This is a genomic window from Telluribacter humicola (assembly GCF_017355935.1).
GTDB classification, from domain to species: domain Bacteria; phylum Bacteroidota; class Bacteroidia; order Cytophagales; family Spirosomataceae; genus Telluribacter; species Telluribacter humicola.
On record NZ_JAFIQT010000002.1, the window covers coordinates 421,907 to 441,911 of the forward strand.

The following is a 20,005-nucleotide window of genomic DNA, read 5'->3' on the forward strand; positions in this document are numbered from 1 at the left end:
AGTCAGCTTGTAAAAAAACGACTTTTTAGACCGTTACTTCTCCGTCCAGGCCTACGCCGTTTTACCGGATAATTTTCACCTTCACCCTAAACTCCTAGGCTATTCCGCCATCAGATTCAGATTATGTATTTAGATGTAGAAGAATTAGAAATGAATAAAAAAAGCCCCGCTCCGGCGGGGCTTTTTGTTGGGAGAGAGAATGTTATTTTCGAATAGTCAGTTCCTTGATGATATGATCAGCACCACCTAGTTGGTCAATGAGCCAAAGTACGTAGCGGATGTCCACGTTGATGGTCCGGTTCAGATCTTTGTCAAAGGCAATTTTGTGGCTGAGCGCCTCATAGTTTCCATCGAAGGCCAGGCCGATCAGTTCGCCGTTGCCGTTTATAACGGGCGAGCCGGAGTTACCTCCCGTGATGTCATTGCTCGTGATAAAGTTCACAACCAGGTCGCCGGTGCGGGGGTCTTTGTAGGGGCCATACTCCTTAGCTCGGGCCAGCTTGACCAGTTCTTCCGGCAGGTCAAATTCATAATCACCAGGTTTGTACTTCTGCAATACTCCCTGCATGGTCGTGTGGTTCTGGTACGTGACGGCATCGCGGGGCTGGTAATCATCCACCTTACCGTACGATACCCGCATGGTAAAGGTCGCATCGGGATACAGGGCTTTGCCCGGATTCATCTCCCGGACTCCTTTCAGGTACAGACGTCCCCACTCGTTGTTTTTGGAAACAAACTGCTGGTACAGGGGCAGATACTTGCTCTGGTAGTTACGGATGAATGCGCTCGACAGGCTGTAGGCCAGATCCTGCCGTAGAGTGGTCACATCAGGGTTCTTTACAAACTGGTTCCACTTCGCATCATTCAGGATGATGGTACTGTTGAATACCTGATCCACGTACCGCTCATAGGTTGAAGCTTTGTCCAGTGCACCATATTCATTGCCAATGGCTCCGTATAGTACAGTGGGTTGCTGGTCTTTGGGTACATCGTTGTAGTACATCTGCAGTACTGATGTGACTATGTTCTTGTCCGACGGCTTGTTATGGCCCTTCAGGAAGTTCTGCCGGGCGTTAGTGGCGGCTTCCAGTGCTTTCTGCACATCAGCAGTATTGGCCTGGGCCATAGTGGCTTCCAGTTGCTGTAGCGAGGCCGCAAAGGATAGTAGCGGAGAGCCCAGAATACCTTCGTTGATATATACCCGGTGCAGCGCATAGGGGCTCCAGGCTGAGTAGGTCTGTTCAAGATCAGCGAATATCTCCTTGTACTCAGGCTTAGACTGCGCCCACTTGATAAAAGCCTCTTCTTCCTTTTTCTTCTGTCCGTACACATCGTACTTAAGCAGTTGCTCGGTTTCGCCTTTAAAAAACTTCCAGTAGTTGGCAATGGAGGCATAGTCCGAAGCCAGCTGGAGCTTGATGGCCGGATCATTTTTCATCTGCTCAAACATGTACTTAAGGCGCATGTCCCGCAGCTTGACCAGCGTAGGGTTATTCACTTCGGTTGCCAGTTGTACCCCGTACGATGATTCGTAGCGATTGGTACCGCCCGGGTAGCCAAAGATCATCGCAAAGTCATTTTCCTTAACGCCTTTCAGCGAAATGGGCAGATGGTACTTAGGCTTGAGCGGTACGTTGGTCGTGGCATACGGAGCCGGTTTGCCATCGGGAGTAGCGTACACCCTGAATACCGAAAAGTCGCCGGTGTGGCGGGGCCACTCCCAGTTGTCGGTATCGCCCCCAAACTTACCTACGCTCTCCGGCGGAGTACCTACCAGGCGCACATCATTGTAGCGCTGGTACACAAATGCCAGGAACTGGTTGCCCTTGAAGAGTGGACTGATCCGGGTCTCGAGGTTTTTGGAAAGGTCGCTCATCCGGCTGTTGATATGGCTCATTACCGCGGCCTGCTTGCTGGCTCTGGCCGCACCGGACAAGCCCATCAGCGAATCATTCACCTCTTTGGTCACGTCCTCAATCCTGACCAGAAACTGTACAGTCAGGTTAGTGGGAATCTCCTCGCTGTTGCTCTTGGCATAGAAGCCATCACGAAGGTAGTTATGCTCCACGGAGCTGGCGCTGGCAATGGCGCCATACCCGCAGTGGTGGTTGGTAAAGATCAGGCCCTTGGAGCTTACAATCTCACCGGTACAGCCGTTGCCAAAAATAATTACGGCATCCTTAATAGAGGCTTTGTTGATGCTGTATAATTGTTCTTTAGAAAGTTTAAGTCCTTTCTTGACCATGTCGTTGTAGACCTGCTGCCCCAGTAGTAGGGGGAGCCACATACCTTCGTCGGCGGCGGCCCTGAATACGAGGGTGATGCTGAGTAAAAACGTAATAGTTACTTTTTTCATAGGATGAAGTTTTATAAAACAATCGTTCTGGTAGGGATAGTTACCACCCAGGTGGCAGTTCCCTACTGTATTCTATGTTATAAACTAAAAAGCCTAAAAATAGATAAATGATTAGTAGGTCAATTAAAAGGTCTGCTAATTTATCTCAAACCACACGCTGGGACTACATAAACCGACGTGAGCCGTACATACTACTATACCTATGAAAATAGCTACGTACAATGTTAATGGAATCAACGCCCGGCTTCCGGTGCTGCTTCGCTGGCTGCAGACTACTGCACCGGACGTAGTTTGTCTGCAGGAGCTGAAAGCCCCGGACGAGAAGTTTCCGGAGGAAGCCATCACTGGGGTAGGGTACAAGGCGGTATGGCACGGGCAAAAAAGCTGGAATGGAGTAGCCATCCTGACCCGCCACCACGATATCGGGGAAGTAAAGCGGGGACTGCCGGGTGATCCGAACGACGAGCAGAGCCGCTACATTGAGGCCGAAGTGAATGGTATCCTGATCGGTTGCCTGTACCTGCCCAATGGCAATCCGGCTCCCGGGCCCAAGTTTGACTATAAGCTGCAATGGATGGAGCGGCTGAATAGCTACGCAGCCCACCTGCTTACCCTCAATAAACCCATAGTATTGACCGGCGACTACAATGTCATACCTACCGAGCGGGATGTGTACCGGCCGGATCGGTGGCTGGATGATGCCCTCTTCCGACCCGAGTCTCGCTCGGCCTTTCATTCCCTCCTTAGCCAGGGTTGGGTAGATGCCATCAGGCACCTCCACCCGGACGAGACCATCTACACCTTCTGGGACTACTTCCGAACCTCTTTCAGCCGTAATGCAGGATTGCGTATAGACCACTTCCTGCTCAGTCCCCAGCTTAGGGGCCGCCTACTTGCCACTGGGGTAGATCGGGATGTACGGGGTTGGGAGAAAACCAGTGACCACGCTCCGGTGTGGGTGGAGTTGTCTGAGGGAGTGTAGCGTCAAGAAGGAGCTTTTAATGCTCGTTACTGCTTCGGACTAGTACTGTGTATAACTTTTGATTGAGTGGTCATAATCGCTCAAAAGGTAGCGTTTTGCCTTCTATTTAAGCCATTTAGTATATATCTTCCATAGTTCTGGCCATCAAATGTATAAGGTAAATGTAGTCTCTGTTTTCCCTGTCCTTACCACTCCCTAAAGTTTACTTGAGGTAGGTACCTATTGTACTTACTTTTATCAACAATTAAGAGCTGCAGCGCTTATTAAGTATTTTTTTATTGCTCCCTATAATGCTTTGTGACCGGTAAATGGTGGTGAACCAGGCAGGAGAAGTTGATAGTGCACCTAAGCACTTGTAGTACCTCCTCCTTCACCCACCAGTCTAACGGTCACGCAGAGCTATGGACGTAGTGTGTAGAATAACTAAATCTTAAAAGCCATGCAAGAGATACTTACCAATCAAAAGTTGCTAGATCTGGTCCGTGAACGTGACCATCTGCTAACATTCGATCCGAACAAACTTTATCCTATACTTTTTCGCCCATGCCGGGTCAGAGTGCTGCTTGTTGCAGATGGTGGCCTCGACTTTTCGATTGGAGGATTTGGTCTTCGGGCATTTGTAGAAAGTCTGCTTGATATGCCGGGGTATCACGTAAAGTTTGATATTACGCTCGCACACATTCATGCTCGCTCAGGAGGACAAATGATGGATCCGGACACCCGGATAACAAGACGAATCTCCCAGTTTAAATTTGACAATCCCGAGCACTTTGGTCCTGACAAGTACGATCAGGTGTGGCTGTTTGGAATAGATACAATTTATCGTCAGCGCAATGGATATCCAACGGACCGACTAGGTGACAAAGAACTGGCAGCCATCACGCAGTTCATGAATGGTGGCGGTGGACTGTTTGCAACGGGTGACCACGGGTCGCTGGGCGCTTGTCTGGGAGGTTCAGTACCACGAGCCCGATCTATGCGGTTGTGGGGACCTGCCGGGGATGCCGTAGGTAGTGAAGTGAGCATGACACATTCACGTCGTAACGATACCAACCGTCAGGGTAGTAGTCCGGGAAGTCAGTTTAATGACCAGTCCGATGATGTTCCCCAACCAATAGAGCCTAAGATGTACCATCGGCGGATGGGCATCTTCAGATTCTCGTATCCACATCCGCTCCTTTGTAGCCCTGGTGGAGTAATTCGGGTAATGCCCGACCACCCACACGAGGGGGAATGTGTGGCTCCGGCTAATCCGAACCAGCAAATTAACTATGTTAATCCGCCCGTTCCCGAATATCCTCCGGCGGCTGGGGGTGGGACTCGTCCCCTACCGGAAATAATCTCCACCAGTAGCGTACCTGCCGGTAATACAGCATCGGCGACAAAAGATCCGACAGTAGCACAGACATTCGGAGGTATATGTGCTTACGATGGACATCTGGCTAAAGTCGGTAGGGTAGTGACGGACCCCACCTGGCACCACTTCGTGAATATTAACCTGATTGGTGATCAGGGAGCACCTTTCGGTGATCCCAAGCGGTTAGGTTATCTGGCTTCTCCCGCTGGTATGGCCCATCTGGAACAGATTAAAACGTATTTCCGAAATATAGCGGTATGGTTATCCCGGCCATCGCAGATCGTGTGTATGCAACGTCGGCTTAAGTGGGGAGTGATCTGGACTGACCGGGTGATGGAAGCCGTAATGACCAAGGCGGACATTCCACTGGCCAAACTTGATACCCGTAACCTGCTGGATATTGGCCGTCACGCCCGCGATGTTCTTGGCCAGTACGTAGGTGCATGCCAGGCACGAAGAATCATCCTGTACGAGATTGAACGTGTCTTCCCTAAACCATGGCTGGATCTTGTAGATCCCTGGCTACCACTGCCGCCGCGCGGGCCCGAGCCTGGTCCTGATCCCGTACCGTGGCTGGATCCTGAACTGGTACTGGACATAGCTTTGGGGGGAGCGTTGGCAGCTTTGCGGGAAGAATTTCCGGATCCGGACCCACAACGGCTGGAAGAGATTGAAAAGTCAATGGATAAGGTGTCAGCACGGGGGGTGGAAGTCGCAGTAGGTTTTGCACTGGAATCGTTTGGTACTACAGTCAATCGCTATACCAAGTTGTTTGAGAGCTTTAAGGGAGGACGGACCAACTCTGAGGCAGAATAAGGCAAAGAGATACCTTAATCACACTATAGACCTGCCACGATCAACCTACCTACCTCGTCTATGGTAGGTAGGTTTTAGTTAGCCTGATTGGCAATTGGCAAGTGCGGCGAGAATATCAATGTTAACCATAGACCCCTGCTATATACTGATCCTTTATTATATGCTAATCCTGCCAGTCCTACTATTGCATTCCAATTTGATGATGGTATATCGTTGATCAACCGATATGTACTGGAGAACATGAATATAAGTAAGAGACGGCCCTAGTAGGAGCGGACTAATTCGGATAGGGGACAAAGGAACTCTCAAAAACCATTGGTTGCAGAATGGGTTGTTTTAGGTATATACTCATCTTAAACAACAAGAAAAATGGGATTTGACCAGTACCACGAACCACCTCATGAGCTATCGGAAGAAACCCGCACCTTTGCCCGCATGGTACGTTCCGTGATCGAGGAGGCCGAAGCCATTGACTGGTATGAGCAACGCATATCGGTTGAGAAAGACGATCAGGCCAAACGCATTATGCAGAATGCACAGAAGGAAGAGTTCAAACACTTTGCTATGGATCTGGAATTTCTGCTCAGGAAAAAGCCCAAGTGGCGACAGATTATGCAGATGATCCTTTTTCAGGAAGGTGACATTGTCGATCTGGGAGAAAAAGCCGAAGAAGAGGCAGAGTAGGAACAAGAAGGCGGCTGCCCCATATACGGACAGCCGCCTTTGCTTTCGTAGTGTCTGGTACTAAGAGGGCATAGTCTTAATCAAGGTACTTCTTATCCGTTGGCTTGTATCCCAGCAGGTAGGCAAAGGGAGTCAGGATAGTGAATAAAGATTTCTGAACGGCATAGGAGGGCTTAGCCAGTCGCATCACATGATTGTACTTATCGATCAAAACGGCCACCTGCAGGAGAGAAGGCATACCCGCTTCGTTGGTTTTGCCGTCATTGGCCAACCCGTGGAGCGTTTCGAGCAGGTGCTCTGTTTCCAAAGCAGGGCGCACTTTCCAGTTTACGACGGTTTTGGTAGTGGTGTTGTTCCACATCGAGTGGACTTTGTTCTTTGGGACATGTAGTTTATCTCCCTTTGTCAATACTCTTAGGTCACCGTCGATCCGTACGGTCATTTCCCCTTCTAAAACGATAAACTCTTCCTCCTGATGGGGGTGGTAGTGGGCAGCCGGTTCTTTGGAGAAAGCATTGTAAGTAGCTTCCATTTCTAGGAGTTGCCCATTGGTGTCCTTGCCTGTCCGTAGAAATCGGATGGTCTGGTGTGTTCTGGGATTCGAAATTGTCTTGTTTTGGTAGGCCATTTTTCTGTGTTAGCTAATAGACGAAAACTTTTATTGTACTTCAATTTTGGTAATTGTCATGGCTGGTTGCTGGACGTTAGGCCATAAAAAAAGGCATACCGTCTGTTCATGACCGGTATGCCCTGTATAGATATACTCTGGTCTTATACGTTAAACTTATCTTTCAGGTAGGCGATGGACATACCGTAGGCCTGCTCGGCGTTGAGCTGGTCGTACTTGGGATTGCTGGGGTTGGCAAAGCCGTGTACCCCGGGAAAAATCTTATAGATAAGCTGCTTACCTGCCTTGTCCATGTTGGCGTCAAACTGCTCAACCACCTCCTTCGAGATACGCTCCTCGGTGGCGAATACGCCCAGTACATCGCTGTTAAGAGTCTTGAGCTGTTGTACATCCTGCACCGGCATACCGTAGTACATCACTACCCCGATGGTGTTCTTACCACCCAGCAGTCCTGAGCGCAGCGACCAGCCTCCCCCAAAGCACCAGCCTACGTTGGCTACCTGCGCCTTAGGTCCGGCATAGGCCAGTCCGCCCTTCACGATATTGACTAGGCGATCTTCTTTTACGCTCGATACCAGCTTACCGGCATCCTGGGGCGTGGTAGCCACCTGTCCGTCGTACATGTCGAGCGCCAGTACGTTCACATCTCCGCGCAGGTCGTCGTAGTAGCGGTCCGACTCGCGACGGATGTAGTCGTTGAGTCCCCACCACTCCTGGTACACAAACAGCCACTTGTCGCTCGCCTTAGCGGCTTTGATCAGGTACCCGTTGGCCTCTTTCCCGTCGGGAGTCTTGAAAGTGATGTTTTGGCCCTTTGCTTGGTACTGGAGCGGGAGGGGAGCCGGGTGCAACGCCTGAAAAGCCGGGTCCAGCGCAAACTGTTTCATGCCATCTTCGGCAATAGCCGGCGTAAAGCATACCGGTATGGCCGTCTCTGTTACGGGAGCAGCGGGCCGCCAGCCCCAGAAGCTCAGGCTACCTACCAGCAGCAGGTGGAGTATGATCAGAAGTCTTGACATAAGTTGAATATAAATTTTGGTTAAATACAGCTACGTCACCTATTACACCGGGAGTAGCTTATTTGTTTTGATACCTACATCAACTAGCCGCGGCGCTTCCGTACCAGGCTGTCGGCAGGGTAGTTGGCCTTGAGCGTATCCATCTGCGCGCGGGCCCACTGGATCAGGCGCTGCTTCTGTACCTCAGTCAGGTTAGCCTCCGGATGCATACCCAGGTAGGTGTACTCCTTCATGGGCATTTCACTTTCTTCCACTACTTCCACAATTTCTTCCAGCTTGTGGTACTGTATCGCCAGGGGCCTCCGGGTAAAGTCCGAGAAATTAAGGTGCTGCTTACCTTCCTGTATGTGGTGGTCCATCCACCAGGCTACTGGCTGCACATTAGAGTACCAGGGGTAAGTAGTCTGGTTGGTGTGGCAGTCGTTACAGGCTACGCTCAGGATGTGCTGCACATCTTCGGGCACGCTGTAGCGGGTAGCGATGTCATAGGTACGGTCGTTATAATTATTAGGCGTAGGACGAATGAGTTGGATGACAACGAGCAAAACGAGTACGCCCAGAAAGATTTTACCGATCATAGTAGAATGAGGAGTTTTGAGTGAATGGATAAGGTACTAAAATATACCTTTCCATAAGCAGGTTTATCCCCAGGCTTACTCAAAACCGGCTATCGTACCTGAATAGGCCCCAGTAGCCAGCCCAGATGGAAACCCAGGCTCAGACTGGGAGCCGGCCCATAGCGGCCGGGACTATCCGGTCTGAACCATACTGGTTCATCATCGGTGAACAGGGTTTCATTCTCCACACTCAGATTCCGTACGGTGAGGGAGCGCAGGCCCAGCCCCCAGTAGAAGTCCAGGTTCATACGGGGGGAGAGTATATACTGCCAGCCCATTTTGATATGGTAGGCGCTGAGGAAGCGCCCCAGATTGACTATACGGTTCTCAAAGTAGGCACACTGCCATGGGTTGGTACAATCCATGCCCTGGGCACGCCACTCCCGAAGGCTGTTCTTTTTGAACATATACTCGGCCGCAAAGTACCCCGCTCCGTTTCGGTTCTGGCGGTAGTACATACGGAGCTGCGTCCGGAAGCGCCACGTTTCCTTGTTGGGGTACTCTTCGCGCTCCGTTGGGAAGACATTGAATGACGTGTGTCCGTAGCCTATTTCCTGCTGTACACTGTACTTAGGATTGGGCAGCGGTATCTCAATGCCTGCCTGCACGGTATTGTCCAGATCAAAAAGTGTGAGTGGTGTGATCTTGATAATGGGCTGCCTGTTTAGTGAATCTGGTCTCTGGGCAAAACCTGCGTTAAATCCCGCCCACAGCGCTACTAGTAATATTAAATAGGGCTTTTTCATTCCACAGGTATTTTGCTGAGTAGTTCCAGAGAAGTGCCGGTACTTTGTCCGTCGTAGCGATACTGGTACAGACCGTTCTTCCCGGTTACGATCAGGGTATTTTTATTAGGTATCACATCGTACGAAGGTACATCCGTCAGAAACTGTGTCTGGGTCGGGGTGGCCGGGTTGGTGATATCAAATACTTTCAGGCCTTTGTCCCCTTCACACACAAACAGTTTGTTGCCATCCACACCCAGCCCATAGGGTGTCTCGAGGGGCTGGGAACTAAGCAACTGAGGATTGGCTGGATTGGATACGTCCACCACATCCAGCGAGCTGAGGTTGTTCCACTGACGGCAGGCGGCTCCTCCCCGCAGCGTCACGTAGGCATACTGACCCTGTACCACCACCGGATCACAGCTCATAACGTGCCGGTACTTGGAGAGCAATATAGGTGACTGAGGCTGACGGCTGTCAAAGATGTACATACCGTCGTTGGCACCTACGAACAGGTTTTTCTGGTAGGGGAATATGGTTTCGATGCCCATGCCCAGGTCGGCCTTACCCTTACGGACCGGCTCGGAAGGACTAGCAATATCATACACATCCAGGATGTTGTGGGTGACGATATAAAGCGTGTTGTCGGTAATGGCAAAGCGGGCCATAGAGCCACCTACTCCGGTCACGCCGGGACCTACGTCGGCCGAGTTGGCCGTTTCGCACTGCCACATCACCAGGGGTACTACGCCCGCTATCAAGGCTATATAGAATATTCGGAAGACTTTTTTCATGAGTGGGGTGGTTTAGCGGTAACAATTGGGCCGTACGGTCATGGCTACTTTCTCCCAGCCTACTACTACTCCTTTGGTATCATCTACACATTCAAAGTAGGTATTCTGAAAAGGCGGGTACTTGCTGAGCGGGATAGCCTTCTCCACCCTTTTGACAAGCTTAACATTTGTCGGGTTGCTGATGTCAAATACCACCAGGTCGGTACCATTGTCGGCATAGAGCCATTGGCCCTTGACGGCAATGTCGTAGTTACCGGGTATGGACACAAAGGCCAGGTTCTCCGGGTTCTTGGGATCGCTGTTGTTGATGATATGGACTCCGGTGCCCATTTCGTTGATGAACAGGAAGCTCCCCAGCAGGTAGATCTTGCCCGGATTGCGGAGGGGCCGGGCCGGTAAAGACTTAATGTCTTTTTGCTCCTGAGCCGTAGCATAGATAGGCCGATAGGCCGTGCCATCAAACCGGGGGCCGGGGGGGGCTTCGTCCATAGCGGTATTACAGGCCGTCATGGTCAGCACTAGTAGTAGTGAGTAGACAGGTATCTTCATAAGAATAATAGTTTCTTCTAGGAGCTACTTTTGTGGCTTATGGTTGTAAACCTAGATAAAGAAGTAGTCACAGCAAGCACCATGCCGAATCAACCGTTGTATTTGCTGGTTGAAATGTAACTTTTGGATAACTTGCTGTACGGAGAAAGCGGATTGATGAGGCCGGTACTATCTGAATCAAGTTATAGAGGGCTTAAACGGCTACTTCACCAGTACCTCGTAGACATACAGAGTAGCGACCTCCCCATCATCCGGAACAAAGTAAGCACGTAGCCCCTCCGCGGTATTTTCCAGCCAGAAAGGATTCTGGGTCATGGGGCGGCCCGAATGAGCCCACAGTGGTACCGGTACCTGATGTACGGGCTGGTGCGTGGTCAAGTCCACTAGATCCAGGCCGCCCAGGCGAAAGAGATTATTACCCTGGCGGTAGCTTTTCAAACCGCCGCACAGCATCAGGTGGCTGCCAGCGTAGTGGCAGTCCTGGTAATCGATGTAGTAGGAGGGGTTCGGAACGCGGAGCTGGTCGGGGCTTTGGTTGGCGGCAAGTACCTGGCCTTGTGCATTCAGTTTCCAGTCATAGTAATTTCGGGAACCCCAGCTGATACCGTGGAGGGAGTGGGCATCGGTGTTGTGGACGATGCCACCCAGGTGGTCGTCAAACCGGAATACTTCAACTACCTTCAGGCTTTCGGGATGTACCTTGTAGACTACCGAGCTACTGTTGGGCCGGTACTCCGCTACGGGTACCCATATATGCTGCCCATCGTAGTCAATGCCGCCGGGGTGGTACTTGGGCCCTTCACCCAGCTTTACATCCGCCAGGAGTTTGCCTGTAGCGTCAAATTTAAACAAGTGTCCCACACCCTTTCCAGCCGAGCGGTCCAGTACTTCCACGGACGATAGAATGAAGTCATCACCAACCCTGACCATGCCCTGCGGGTGGTGTACCGGAAATCGGAGAGGTACCTGCGCTACCTGCCTCCAGGTACTGGTGTCGCGGAGGGCTCGGAATTTTCTTATGAGGTCACTGGGAGCTTTTTCCTGAGCCCATACCGGACCGTACGAAAGCAGCGTGATTAAGCTTGACAGTAATAGCTTTGCTACGGACTGATGCATCGGGAATGAAAGTGTGGAAAGGTTTCAAAGCCAGTGTTGCAGGCTAATTAGCTATATAGTGTTTTGTACTGTTTAACCAGATTTAGAAATACTTCACGGGCTGACCCTCTTTCTGTTCTTCCGGCGGATTGTCCTGCCCACAAGGTTGTGTAGTCACTATCGCCTGCCTGCTGGGCTAGTTTTCTCAGTTTTGCTATCATACTATTTTGCAGTGGATAAGGGGGGATGGAGACGCCAGATTTCTCAATTTCACTCATGAGCTCGTTGCGAATCCCTCTTGCCCATCTCCCTGAAAAAGCTCGGGTTAGGGTTGTGTCTGTATCTTTTGCTGCCATGAGTTTGTCTTTATACGAAGCAATGGCCAAACTTTCGTCTGTTCCGATAAAGGCTGTTCCGATTTGTACGGCATCAGCACCTAGTTCAAAGGCTGCTTTGATGGTTTGTGCACTGTTTATCCCACCTGCGGCAATACAGGGTACTTGTACCGCGCTCTTGACCTGTGGCAGTAAAGAGAAAAGTCCCACCTGAGGCAGAGGGATATGATCGAGGAATGTACCCCGGTGTCCTCCGGCTTCAATGCCCTGAACCGTAATCATGTCAATGTCATGCTGCTGCAAATACAAGGCTTCCTCTACACAAGTGGCGGTGCCAATGAGTGTGCAACCCCCATTTTTTAACTGTTGAATGCTTGTACTGTCTAAGCATCCAAATGTGAAACTGACTATGGAGATGCCCTCTTGAATCAGGATGTCTAGCTGGTCGTGGTAGGTATAAAACCGGAAGTCTGACAGGTCCGTTGCATCGAGTTGGTAGCCTCTTTGGCTGGCCAGGTGCATAAGTAGTTGCCGCATGGGTTCCAGGTCTTCCTCTGTATAGGGAGGAACCGCATGAGCAAACAAGTTAACAGCAAAGGGGTTATTGGTCAGGCTTTTGGTTTTGTGGATCAGTTGTCGGGTTACTTCCGGTGATAAACCACCAACAGCCAACGAACCCAGTCCACCTTCATTGGATACGGCAGCGGCCATTTCGGGTGTAGATACTCCCAGCATCGGAGCTTGTAGTATAGGATATTCCAGCTTCAGGATGTCAGTTACCGTGCTTTTCCAGCTCATAGTAGTTACTATTTATAGCTTACAGTCAACTCCTAAACATACGAAAGATTCACCTTTGCTGGTATTGTAATATAGTAGTTCTGCCCATAGTACCTGCTCTACTGCCAGCCATGTACCCAAAGACTTACTTTGATTTCTGCTCCCAGCCTTCGGACTTTACCACCGTCAGCTGATTTTTATCATTGAGAACAAAGCGCTGCAGAATAGTAGCATTTTCGTACTCGATCAGATAGAGATAGCTCCGCTGCTGGTCTGTTACTATGCGCTCCAGCAGCGTAAATGCTTCAATCCTGCCCAGTTTTTTAGCCTCTTCCTGAATCTCCTTTACATTAGGGGCAATTTGCTGCCACAGTTCCGGACTGAACTCCTCAGCCTTCATAGAACCGGTGGCATTGCTTTCAAATAGAGTCCTGAATCGTTGGTCAATGGCGGGATCTGGGTCAGGTACTTGCGTGTATCCATCATGTAGAAAGCGCCGCATGCCGGGCCTCAGTGCCAATGGCGACTGGTTTAGCTGGTTGTTTAGCTGAGGCATATCGTAGTAATGTCCCCCTTTTGCCAATTCGGCTGACAGATTGAGCTTTATTTCCGCCGGCTGATCACCCGGAGGTACCAGGTAGATATCGCCCGACCGAAGATCGTATATACTGGAGTACTTGGTAGCATACTGCCCCTGCTGCAAACAGGCCTGCAGAATCGGCAAGCCACCCTGCACCGTGGGTTGGGGGGCTTTAGCCAGGTGATCATCTAAGGCCTTTTTACCATAACCAAATCCTCTGGACTGGCTGGATCGGTCAAAATACAGCTGACCATTGCGGGCGCCAATAATCACCGATGCACCGGATTTGTCAGCGATCATAATGCGGGCGTAGGAGAAGCTGGGCTCCTGGTACTTCTGATAGAAGGCAATGGCCTCCTCCACGGTGGCGCAGCTTTCCAGCATGCGTTCGCTGGGGTTACCCCGTGGTTTCAACAGGTTCGGACCCGGTACGTACTGCTCATTTACCCCTGCTACCCAGTCAAACGCCAATCCGGCGGTGTTGACACCTCCCTGCGCCCAGTCATTATCGAACCCAACGTAGGCAATGCCGTAGTACCCCTTACTGCCGGGCAGAAACCAGATTCGGGTAGCTGGATTCGAATAATCTTCGTTGTTAAAAAACAGGGTTCTTTCGGCATCGGTGAGGACGAAAATGGTGCAGGCGTACACCGGAACAGCGAGCACCACACCTATTACAAAAGTGAAGATTCCCTTCATCAATATCTTTTTCATATTCTTTGAGCTCTTGTAGGTAGTAGTGAGGCCAGCTATCTGGAGTGTAAGTACTTATGGGTACTTGATGGAGCTAATGTACTCAAAGCGAAGCAGATTACAAGGTATACTTCCTGTACTTACGACGGCCTTGTGGAGTAGGTACTTTAGGGCAATATTAATTCAAACGTCCGTAGTAGATCAGGTCAATGAGTTCGCCGGAAGTAGTTTTATAATCGCAGCGCAGCACACCTTCCCGTTCAAAGCCACTGTTTTCGGCCATGCGTCTGGCCGCGGTATTGCTCACATGGGTTCTGAGAAAAAGCTTTCGAAAACCGAAAGTTGTGAAGCAATAGGTACAAAAGGTCTGCAGGGCTTTTGTACCGACCCCTTTACCGGCATATTCTTTATCGATGTAGAAACCTATTTCTGATTTTGGAACCATCCAGTCTATATTCTTCAGGTCCAGAAAGCCCGCCAACCGTCCATCCCGTTCGTCAATGATCAGGTAGGGGAAGTAGGTCCGGCTTTTGGCCCGCTCCGTTATATCGGCCAGAAACTCCCTGGTAGCATCCAGGCTTTGGGTTCGTGATACGGTACCGGTAAAGAAATCTTCCAGTCTCTTACGGTTCCGCTCAACCATGTCAAAATAAGGTACCAGGTCGTCGGTCGTTAACGGGCGTATGATATAGTGGTCAAATTTCATCTGGTATGATCTGCGTTTTCATATCCTTTGAACTTTTTATTGGTAGTAAAGATCTGCTGCCTGGAATTAGACGCAGGTACTACTGTGTACATAATGAAACTAATGCACTCAAAGCGAAGCAGGATACAAGGTATAGTCCATTTACTTAAGACTGCTTAGTTAAGATTCCACTTTAAATCTGAAGTCGCACTTTGCTGCTCCGTTGGCAATAGTTCCCGTTCTGATCAACGTAAGTCCGGCCAGTTCAGAAGTAATCTGGTCTACTTCACAAAGGATCGTAGCGTATTTGTAGTAGTTATGTTTCCTGAATAGCTTACATATCCCACATTCCAGAATATCTACTCCGTAGCCAAGTCCGAATGTTTCTTCTCTGTCAGTAATAATATGCGCAATGAAGCCTTCAGGATGTGGGTTAGCACTCGTTTTTTTATGAAAAGATCTGATAAGTATTTGTCCGGGCCAGGTACTAATCAGTTTAGGGACAAGTCGTTTGACGAAGGCCTGAGCCCCATTTTTAGGTTGTACGTAGGCGGTAACTATTTCAAGACAAATCTTTCTGATTGTGTCAAACGTTTCACCCTTTTCGTCCAGGGTTTGATGAATGCTAAAAAGTAAGCGCTAAAATCAAGTCGTTTGTCGATCGGATTCCCCGAAGTAGAAGCAAATTTGGTATCTATTGAAATAGTCGCATAATGATTGTCCGTGTCGGCAATCACTCTGTCAAACTCGTTCAGATAATAGTCCTTAATAGATTTGATAAAGTACTTCCTGTAGTTATTCATCTTATCCGTCGATTAATTGACTTGCTTCGTGTGTTAGAGAAATTCTGTTACTTCATCTGCCTGAGAGCTTCATCTGGATATACCTTCCATCTCTTTAATCATTCCGCGCATGAAGCTAGGGAGCGGCAGTATGAAAGAATAATCCGCTCTAAGAATTTTATCTAACGGTAGTCCTGCACTGGCAAGCTAACCTAACCCCTCAAGGTAGTAGCGAATGGCTGCCTCAGTTTTTATGCACTTTGACTAAGGTACCAATTCTTAATCCATATGGATGCTAATCCAGGGCTATCAGAATCGAAGATATAAAACCATCCCAGTCGAAATTCTCAAAATGGGTTTGTCCGAGTCGTACGATTATTAATTCTTTGGATGGAATGATCATAAGCCTTTGCCCATCAAAGCCCTGTGCAAAGTAAAGGTCATCGGGTATATGTGGAGGCGTATCAAATCCAGCACGCCAGAAGTGGGCAGCATACATTCCATCCGGAGCCTGCGTACCTGGACAACGGCTATAGGCTATCCACTCATTGCTAAGGATTTGTTGGCCCTCCCACATGCCTCCGTTGAGATATAGTAGACCGAACCTGGCCCAGTCCCGGGTGGTAGCCCACCCAAAGGTGGAGCCCACAAATTGTCCCGATGCATCCAGCTCGATGAGTGTACTGGTCATGCCGATTTTATGAAATAGCTCCTTGTAGGGAAAGGTATGGTAGTTTCTACCTGTGGTGTTTTTTATAAGGTCAAATATAGCGTTGGTGGTACCGCTTGAATATTTCCATTCCTGTCCGGGAGGCGCCTCCAGGGGTAAAGAAGATGCAAATGCGCTCATGTTGGCTTCGGTATACACCATTCGGGTAACCGGGCTCCACGAAAAATAGCTTTCGTCCCATTGCAGTCCGCTCGTCATTTTTAGTAAATGGTCTAGCGTAATGTTGTAGCGCGGATCTTCTGGGTTTGACCATTCGGGCAAAATACCCTTAGCGGTTAAACTCAATTTCCCTCTATCGACCAGAATACCCGCCAAAGCATTTGAGAGGCTTTTGGTCATGGACCAGCCTAATTGCGGCTGATCGTAGGCATATCCATCAGCATAGGCCTCGGCCAGGATCTGACCTCTGTAGACTACTACAACTGCCCGCGTATTCACAGGTTTGTCCGGGTCCTTCTCAACAAAAGCCTGTGATATGGCTTTCTGAACCCTTCTTGAAGTTGCTGTCCGAAGGAGGGTACTGTCAATGATATTGCCCGTGGGCCAGGGCAAGGTATCAGGATCATAGGTCATGGCAGGAGGGAGGGGAATCTTTTGCTCCCTTATTTCTTCTTCAGTTATGCCCACTACCAACGTACAGCCTAGGCCTTTTCTATAAATGGCTTTTCTGGCAGAAAGCCCGAATACCGAAGCCGTTACAGTTTGGTTTTCTTTATCCAGGTGAATTGTAGCGAGGTTTAGAGGGAAGTGGGCCAGTTCAAATTCCTGAATACTTTCCAGGGTACGACCTCCGACGTACATACACGAGCAGGTAGTTTTGGCTGCCCCTGCACTAAATACCGGAAGCATGTAATAGCTATATCTCCCGATACCTACCAGGGCCAGACAAACCAGGAAAATTAGTAGCCACTTAACAAGTCGCATTGTCGTACCCTGGTAGTTGAGAATACTTTAACGCATAGGTGATTTTACATTTTCTTACTCATCAATGGCCTCAATACCTTGCGCTTTAAGCCGTTCAAGGTTCTCCTTCATAGCGTTAAGTTGCTCGGGTGGGTGCCCCTGCCAATCGGTTACCTCACCCCTCACCCGTAGCGGACTGCGGGAGCGGTATGACCTGGTTGGATTACCGGGAAACTTTTTATCCGTCAAATTAGGGTCATCTTCAACCGGGCCGGTCGGCTCTACTATATAAATCCGGCCGGGGCCTTCGCCCTGAGCCAGTTCAGCTCCCCAGGTAGCCGCATCCAAAGTGGCGGTTAGATAGACAAAAGAGGCCTTCTTTCTCTGACCATAGTTTGAATTAAATCCGGGTTCAAGCAGGTCTCCCGGTTTCAGATTGGCTTTCGTACCATGATAGAATAGCTGTGAACTCTGCTCATTGGCAGACTCCATTGGCTTTTCTTCGCTTCTGTCTGTATTCATTCACGTCTTAGTTAAAGATGTATTTGGTCAATAGCTCTACGCAACCCGCAAGATCTTCTCCATCTTACGTCCATTCGCCAATTCATCCACTAACTTATCCAGGTATCTTACCTGTTGTGTTAATGGATTCTCGATTTCTTCTATCCTGTAGCCACAGATTTTGCCGGTAATCAGGTGAGCATTCGGGTGTAAGGTAGCCTGCTGAAAGAAGGTTTCGAAAGTTACTTTATCGGCAATAAGTGCCTGCAGCTTTTCTTCATCATACCCGGTCAGCCACTCAATGACCTGATGCAGTTCTTCTTTTGTCCGGCCTTTCTTCTCTGCTTTGGTCAGGTAGTGTGGATAGACCGAGGCGAAGGTCATTTTTGCCATACGCTCATCGTGATTGTTTGCGTTGTTCATAGCTAGTACCTGGATAGGATCGCTTAATCTATTTTACCTTTCTGATTGACTTCTTCTTATTGAACGGTTGTCATACATGCGTCTTTACTAGTTCTACCTTTATCTTATTTTCTGACAGGGTTCTGGGTCGTTTCGGCTACCTTTCTTAGCTGAACCGCAAAATCAGCGGGTACCTGTTCGGGCGTAAAGGTTAGCTCGCGGGGCGACTCACCAAACAGGAACGAGTACCATACCAGAGACCCCAGATAGCAACCGGCTTCGTTGGCATGATGCGAATCAAATCCCCATTTCTGATCATTGGTCCAGCGGTAGCCTACGTGCAGCGAATGCGTCTGGCCGGGTAGGGAGGGGTACTCCGGATTCTTAAAGTTAAAATTGGGGTCCTTTCGGTACCCCCAGGTCGGGTCGGAGCTAACTTTCCAGAAGGCATCGCCCACGGGAATGATACGTACCCCTAATTTCTGAGCTATTGTATGGTAGGCGGCTCTGGATTTTTCCCACATTTCCTTTTCGGTTTGGGCAAAGGTATTAGGGGCAATTTGTGAGAAGTCATTCGAATCGGAGCGGTAGGCCCAGGTCTGGTGAAATACTACCTCCGCCTTGGGCTGTATAGACTTAATATAATCATACAGTTTTTGGGCGTAAGGCTCATAGGTGGCCGGATCGGCCGAGTTCATAGAGTTTTGCTGCAGGGTTACGACATCCCAGGTACCTTCAGACAACAGCATGCGCAGGGATTTTCCTTTGTAGGGTTTTCCCTTCGGGTCGTCGGGATTGGCTTCGGCGGCAGCGGCGTGCTCCCAGTGTCGCTGCAGTGAGCAGCCACCTAGTTCGGCCCGGCCAATTTCGAGGGGGTGTCCACCTTCCTTTGCCAATTGGGGCAGGTACCGGGCCGCATTCTGCGAGAAGCTGTTACCAATCAGAAACAGGTGTAGGGTATCGGTGGGAGTAGGACGTACACCCACAGTACCCGAAACCCGGGAGGACTGAGCCTGAACGGTGGTGATCGCTGCAAGGAAGAATAGGATCCAGCTTAATTTTTTTCTAAAAGATAGCATACGCAGGTTGAGGATTGATAAAGGTTTATTTAGAAGACCTTTGGTAGGTTGTTCTATACTGACAGGTAATACTTATTGTTACCATTACTTACTGGTTCGCTTATGCAAGAGTTTTTACCGGTGGTTAGGCCTTTCTTCTCTGCTTTAGTTAGATACCGAGGCAAAGGTCGTTTTTGCTATACCCTCATCGTGGTTGTTGATGCTGTATTTACCGCTTATAGTCCAAAAATCGCTTCCTTAATTCTTTCCATTCGGACTTGAGGATGCTATAACATACTGTATTCCTTCTGAATCCATCATGCATTAGCGTGTGACGCCTCAAAAGCCCTTCAAATTGCCCGCCTATCTTTTCTATAGCTTGTCGTGACGCCAGGTTTCGTTCGTCGGTCTTGAATTCAACCCTCTCAGCGTCAAGTCTATCAAATGCATACTCCAACAGCAAGTACTTACAATTTCTATTCAGCCCTGTTCTTTGAAATTCTTTGCCGTACCAGGTGGCTCCAATCTCGAGTCGGTCGTCTGCATTGGATATGTTCAAGAAACTGGTGCTTCCGGCATACGCATTTTTGGTTTTGTCAAACACGATAAAGGCATATCGAAGCCTATTGTGGCGATCCTCAATGGCTTTATTAATATATTTATTCAGCAACTCCGGATTGTAAATAGGGGATGGAGAAAACTGAAGCAGGTCCTGGTCTGAGGTGGCAACCTTTGCTAAATTTTCATCGTCGGTTTCACGTAAGGGCCTGAGCAAGGCAACCGTATTTTCAAGGGTTATTTCTTCGTCAAAAGGAAAATGCATTGATGTGATCTGGTTAATAGATGTTAACTTTTATTGATATGGAGGTATGAAGTTGCTGGTGAGAAACACCAGCAACGGCAGAAAGGTCTGTGGGGACACAGACCACGGCAGCTG

20 protein-coding genes are annotated in these 20,005 nt (G+C 49.4%); 3 read left to right on the top strand and 17 right to left on the bottom strand.

Annotated elements, in window-relative coordinates; translation table 11 throughout:
- Nucleotides 1–202 precede the first annotated feature (202 nt).
- The gene (locus JUB14_RS12780; RefSeq protein WP_207506542.1) at nt 203–2,356 is read right to left on the bottom strand and encodes a S46 family peptidase; all 2,154 of its coding nucleotides are present in this window, start codon (nt 2,354–2,356) and stop codon (nt 203–205) included.
- A 202-nt stretch (nt 2,357–2,558) separates the two neighbouring features.
- Here JUB14_RS12780 and xth point away from each other — a divergent pair, with 202 nt between their 5' ends.
- The 3 genes from xth to JUB14_RS12795 all read left to right on the top strand — a co-directional run bounded on the left by xth (nt 2,559) and on the right by JUB14_RS12795 (nt 6,195).
- The gene (gene xth, locus JUB14_RS12785) at nt 2,559–3,338 is read left to right on the top strand and encodes an exodeoxyribonuclease III (RefSeq protein ID WP_207506543.1); all 780 of its coding nucleotides are present in this window, start codon (nt 2,559–2,561) and stop codon (nt 3,336–3,338) included.
- A gap of 439 nt (nt 3,339–3,777) precedes the next feature.
- A complete protein-coding gene (locus tag JUB14_RS12790) occupies nt 3,778–5,511 on the top strand; it encodes a hypothetical protein (RefSeq protein WP_207506544.1) in 1,734 nt (577 codons plus the stop codon).
- Nucleotides 5,512–5,880: 369 nt separating this feature from the next.
- Nucleotides 5,881–6,195, top strand: coding sequence for a ferritin family protein (locus JUB14_RS12795; protein ID WP_207506545.1), 315 nt, complete (start codon nt 5,881–5,883; stop codon nt 6,193–6,195).
- 76 nt (nt 6,196–6,271) lie between these two features.
- Here the strand turns inward: JUB14_RS12795 and JUB14_RS12800 are convergent, their stop codons facing one another.
- The 16 genes from JUB14_RS12800 to JUB14_RS12875 all read right to left on the bottom strand — a co-directional run bounded on the left by JUB14_RS12800 (nt 6,272) and on the right by JUB14_RS12875 (nt 19,891).
- Nucleotides 6,272–6,823: a cupin domain-containing protein gene (locus tag JUB14_RS12800; RefSeq protein WP_207506546.1), complete on the bottom strand. Its 552-nt coding sequence runs from the start codon at nt 6,821–6,823 to the stop codon at nt 6,272–6,274.
- Between the two features lie 143 nt (nt 6,824–6,966).
- The gene (locus JUB14_RS12805; protein ID WP_207506547.1) at nt 6,967–7,842 is read right to left on the bottom strand and encodes a dienelactone hydrolase family protein; all 876 of its coding nucleotides are present in this window, start codon (nt 7,840–7,842) and stop codon (nt 6,967–6,969) included.
- An 83-nt stretch (nt 7,843–7,925) separates the two neighbouring features.
- Nucleotides 7,926–8,420, bottom strand: coding sequence for a heme-binding domain-containing protein (locus JUB14_RS12810; RefSeq protein WP_207506548.1), 495 nt, complete (start codon nt 8,418–8,420; stop codon nt 7,926–7,928).
- Nucleotides 8,421–8,509: 89 nt separating this feature from the next.
- Nucleotides 8,510–9,205 carry a DUF3575 domain-containing protein gene (locus JUB14_RS12815; protein ID WP_207506550.1) on the bottom strand — a complete coding sequence of 232 codons (696 nt, stop codon included), beginning with the start codon at nt 9,203–9,205 and terminating at the stop codon, nt 8,510–8,512.
- The gene (locus JUB14_RS12820) at nt 9,202–9,978 is read right to left on the bottom strand and encodes an LVIVD repeat-containing protein (protein WP_207506551.1); all 777 of its coding nucleotides are present in this window, start codon (nt 9,976–9,978) and stop codon (nt 9,202–9,204) included. Before JUB14_RS12820 ends, JUB14_RS12815 begins: the two co-directional genes overlap by 4 nt.
- A gap of 12 nt (nt 9,979–9,990) precedes the next feature.
- Nucleotides 9,991–10,527 carry an LVIVD repeat-containing protein gene (locus JUB14_RS12825; RefSeq protein WP_229367804.1) on the bottom strand — a complete coding sequence of 179 codons (537 nt, stop codon included), beginning with the start codon at nt 10,525–10,527 and terminating at the stop codon, nt 9,991–9,993.
- A 201-nt stretch (nt 10,528–10,728) separates the two neighbouring features.
- On the bottom strand, nt 10,729–11,643 hold the full coding sequence (locus tag JUB14_RS12830; RefSeq protein ID WP_207506553.1) for a DUF6454 family protein: 915 nt from the start codon (nt 11,641–11,643) through the stop codon (nt 10,729–10,731).
- Between the two features lie 47 nt (nt 11,644–11,690).
- A complete protein-coding gene (locus tag JUB14_RS12835; protein ID WP_207506555.1) occupies nt 11,691–12,755 on the bottom strand; it encodes an NAD(P)H-dependent flavin oxidoreductase in 1,065 nt (354 codons plus the stop codon).
- 124 nt (nt 12,756–12,879) lie between these two features.
- The gene (locus tag JUB14_RS12840; RefSeq protein ID WP_207506557.1) at nt 12,880–14,028 is read right to left on the bottom strand and encodes a C45 family peptidase; all 1,149 of its coding nucleotides are present in this window, start codon (nt 14,026–14,028) and stop codon (nt 12,880–12,882) included.
- Between the two features lie 157 nt (nt 14,029–14,185).
- A complete protein-coding gene (locus JUB14_RS12845) occupies nt 14,186–14,713 on the bottom strand; it encodes a GNAT family N-acetyltransferase (RefSeq protein ID WP_207506559.1) in 528 nt (175 codons plus the stop codon).
- Nucleotides 14,714–14,872: 159 nt separating this feature from the next.
- On the bottom strand, nt 14,873–15,316 hold the full coding sequence (locus JUB14_RS28110) for an L-2-amino-thiazoline-4-carboxylic acid hydrolase (RefSeq protein WP_207507185.1): 444 nt from the start codon (nt 15,314–15,316) through the stop codon (nt 14,873–14,875).
- A 453-nt stretch (nt 15,317–15,769) separates the two neighbouring features.
- On the bottom strand, nt 15,770–17,128 hold the full coding sequence (locus JUB14_RS12855) for a serine hydrolase domain-containing protein (protein WP_207506560.1): 1,359 nt from the start codon (nt 17,126–17,128) through the stop codon (nt 15,770–15,772).
- 54 nt (nt 17,129–17,182) lie between these two features.
- Nucleotides 17,183–17,599, bottom strand: coding sequence for an NAD(+)--rifampin ADP-ribosyltransferase (arr, locus tag JUB14_RS12860; protein ID WP_374757813.1), 417 nt, complete (start codon nt 17,597–17,599; stop codon nt 17,183–17,185).
- 66 nt (nt 17,600–17,665) lie between these two features.
- Nucleotides 17,666–18,031 (bottom strand): DUF2200 domain-containing protein, encoded by a 366-nt coding sequence (locus JUB14_RS12865; protein WP_207506562.1) that lies wholly within the window; start codon nt 18,029–18,031, stop codon nt 17,666–17,668.
- A gap of 104 nt (nt 18,032–18,135) precedes the next feature.
- A complete protein-coding gene (locus tag JUB14_RS12870) occupies nt 18,136–19,089 on the bottom strand; it encodes a DUF4886 domain-containing protein (protein ID WP_207506563.1) in 954 nt (317 codons plus the stop codon).
- Nucleotides 19,090–19,297: 208 nt separating this feature from the next.
- Nucleotides 19,298–19,891, bottom strand: a complete 594-nt coding sequence (locus JUB14_RS12875; RefSeq protein ID WP_207506564.1) for a GNAT family N-acetyltransferase — start codon at nt 19,889–19,891, stop codon at nt 19,298–19,300.
- Nucleotides 19,892–20,005: the final 114 nt, after the last annotated feature.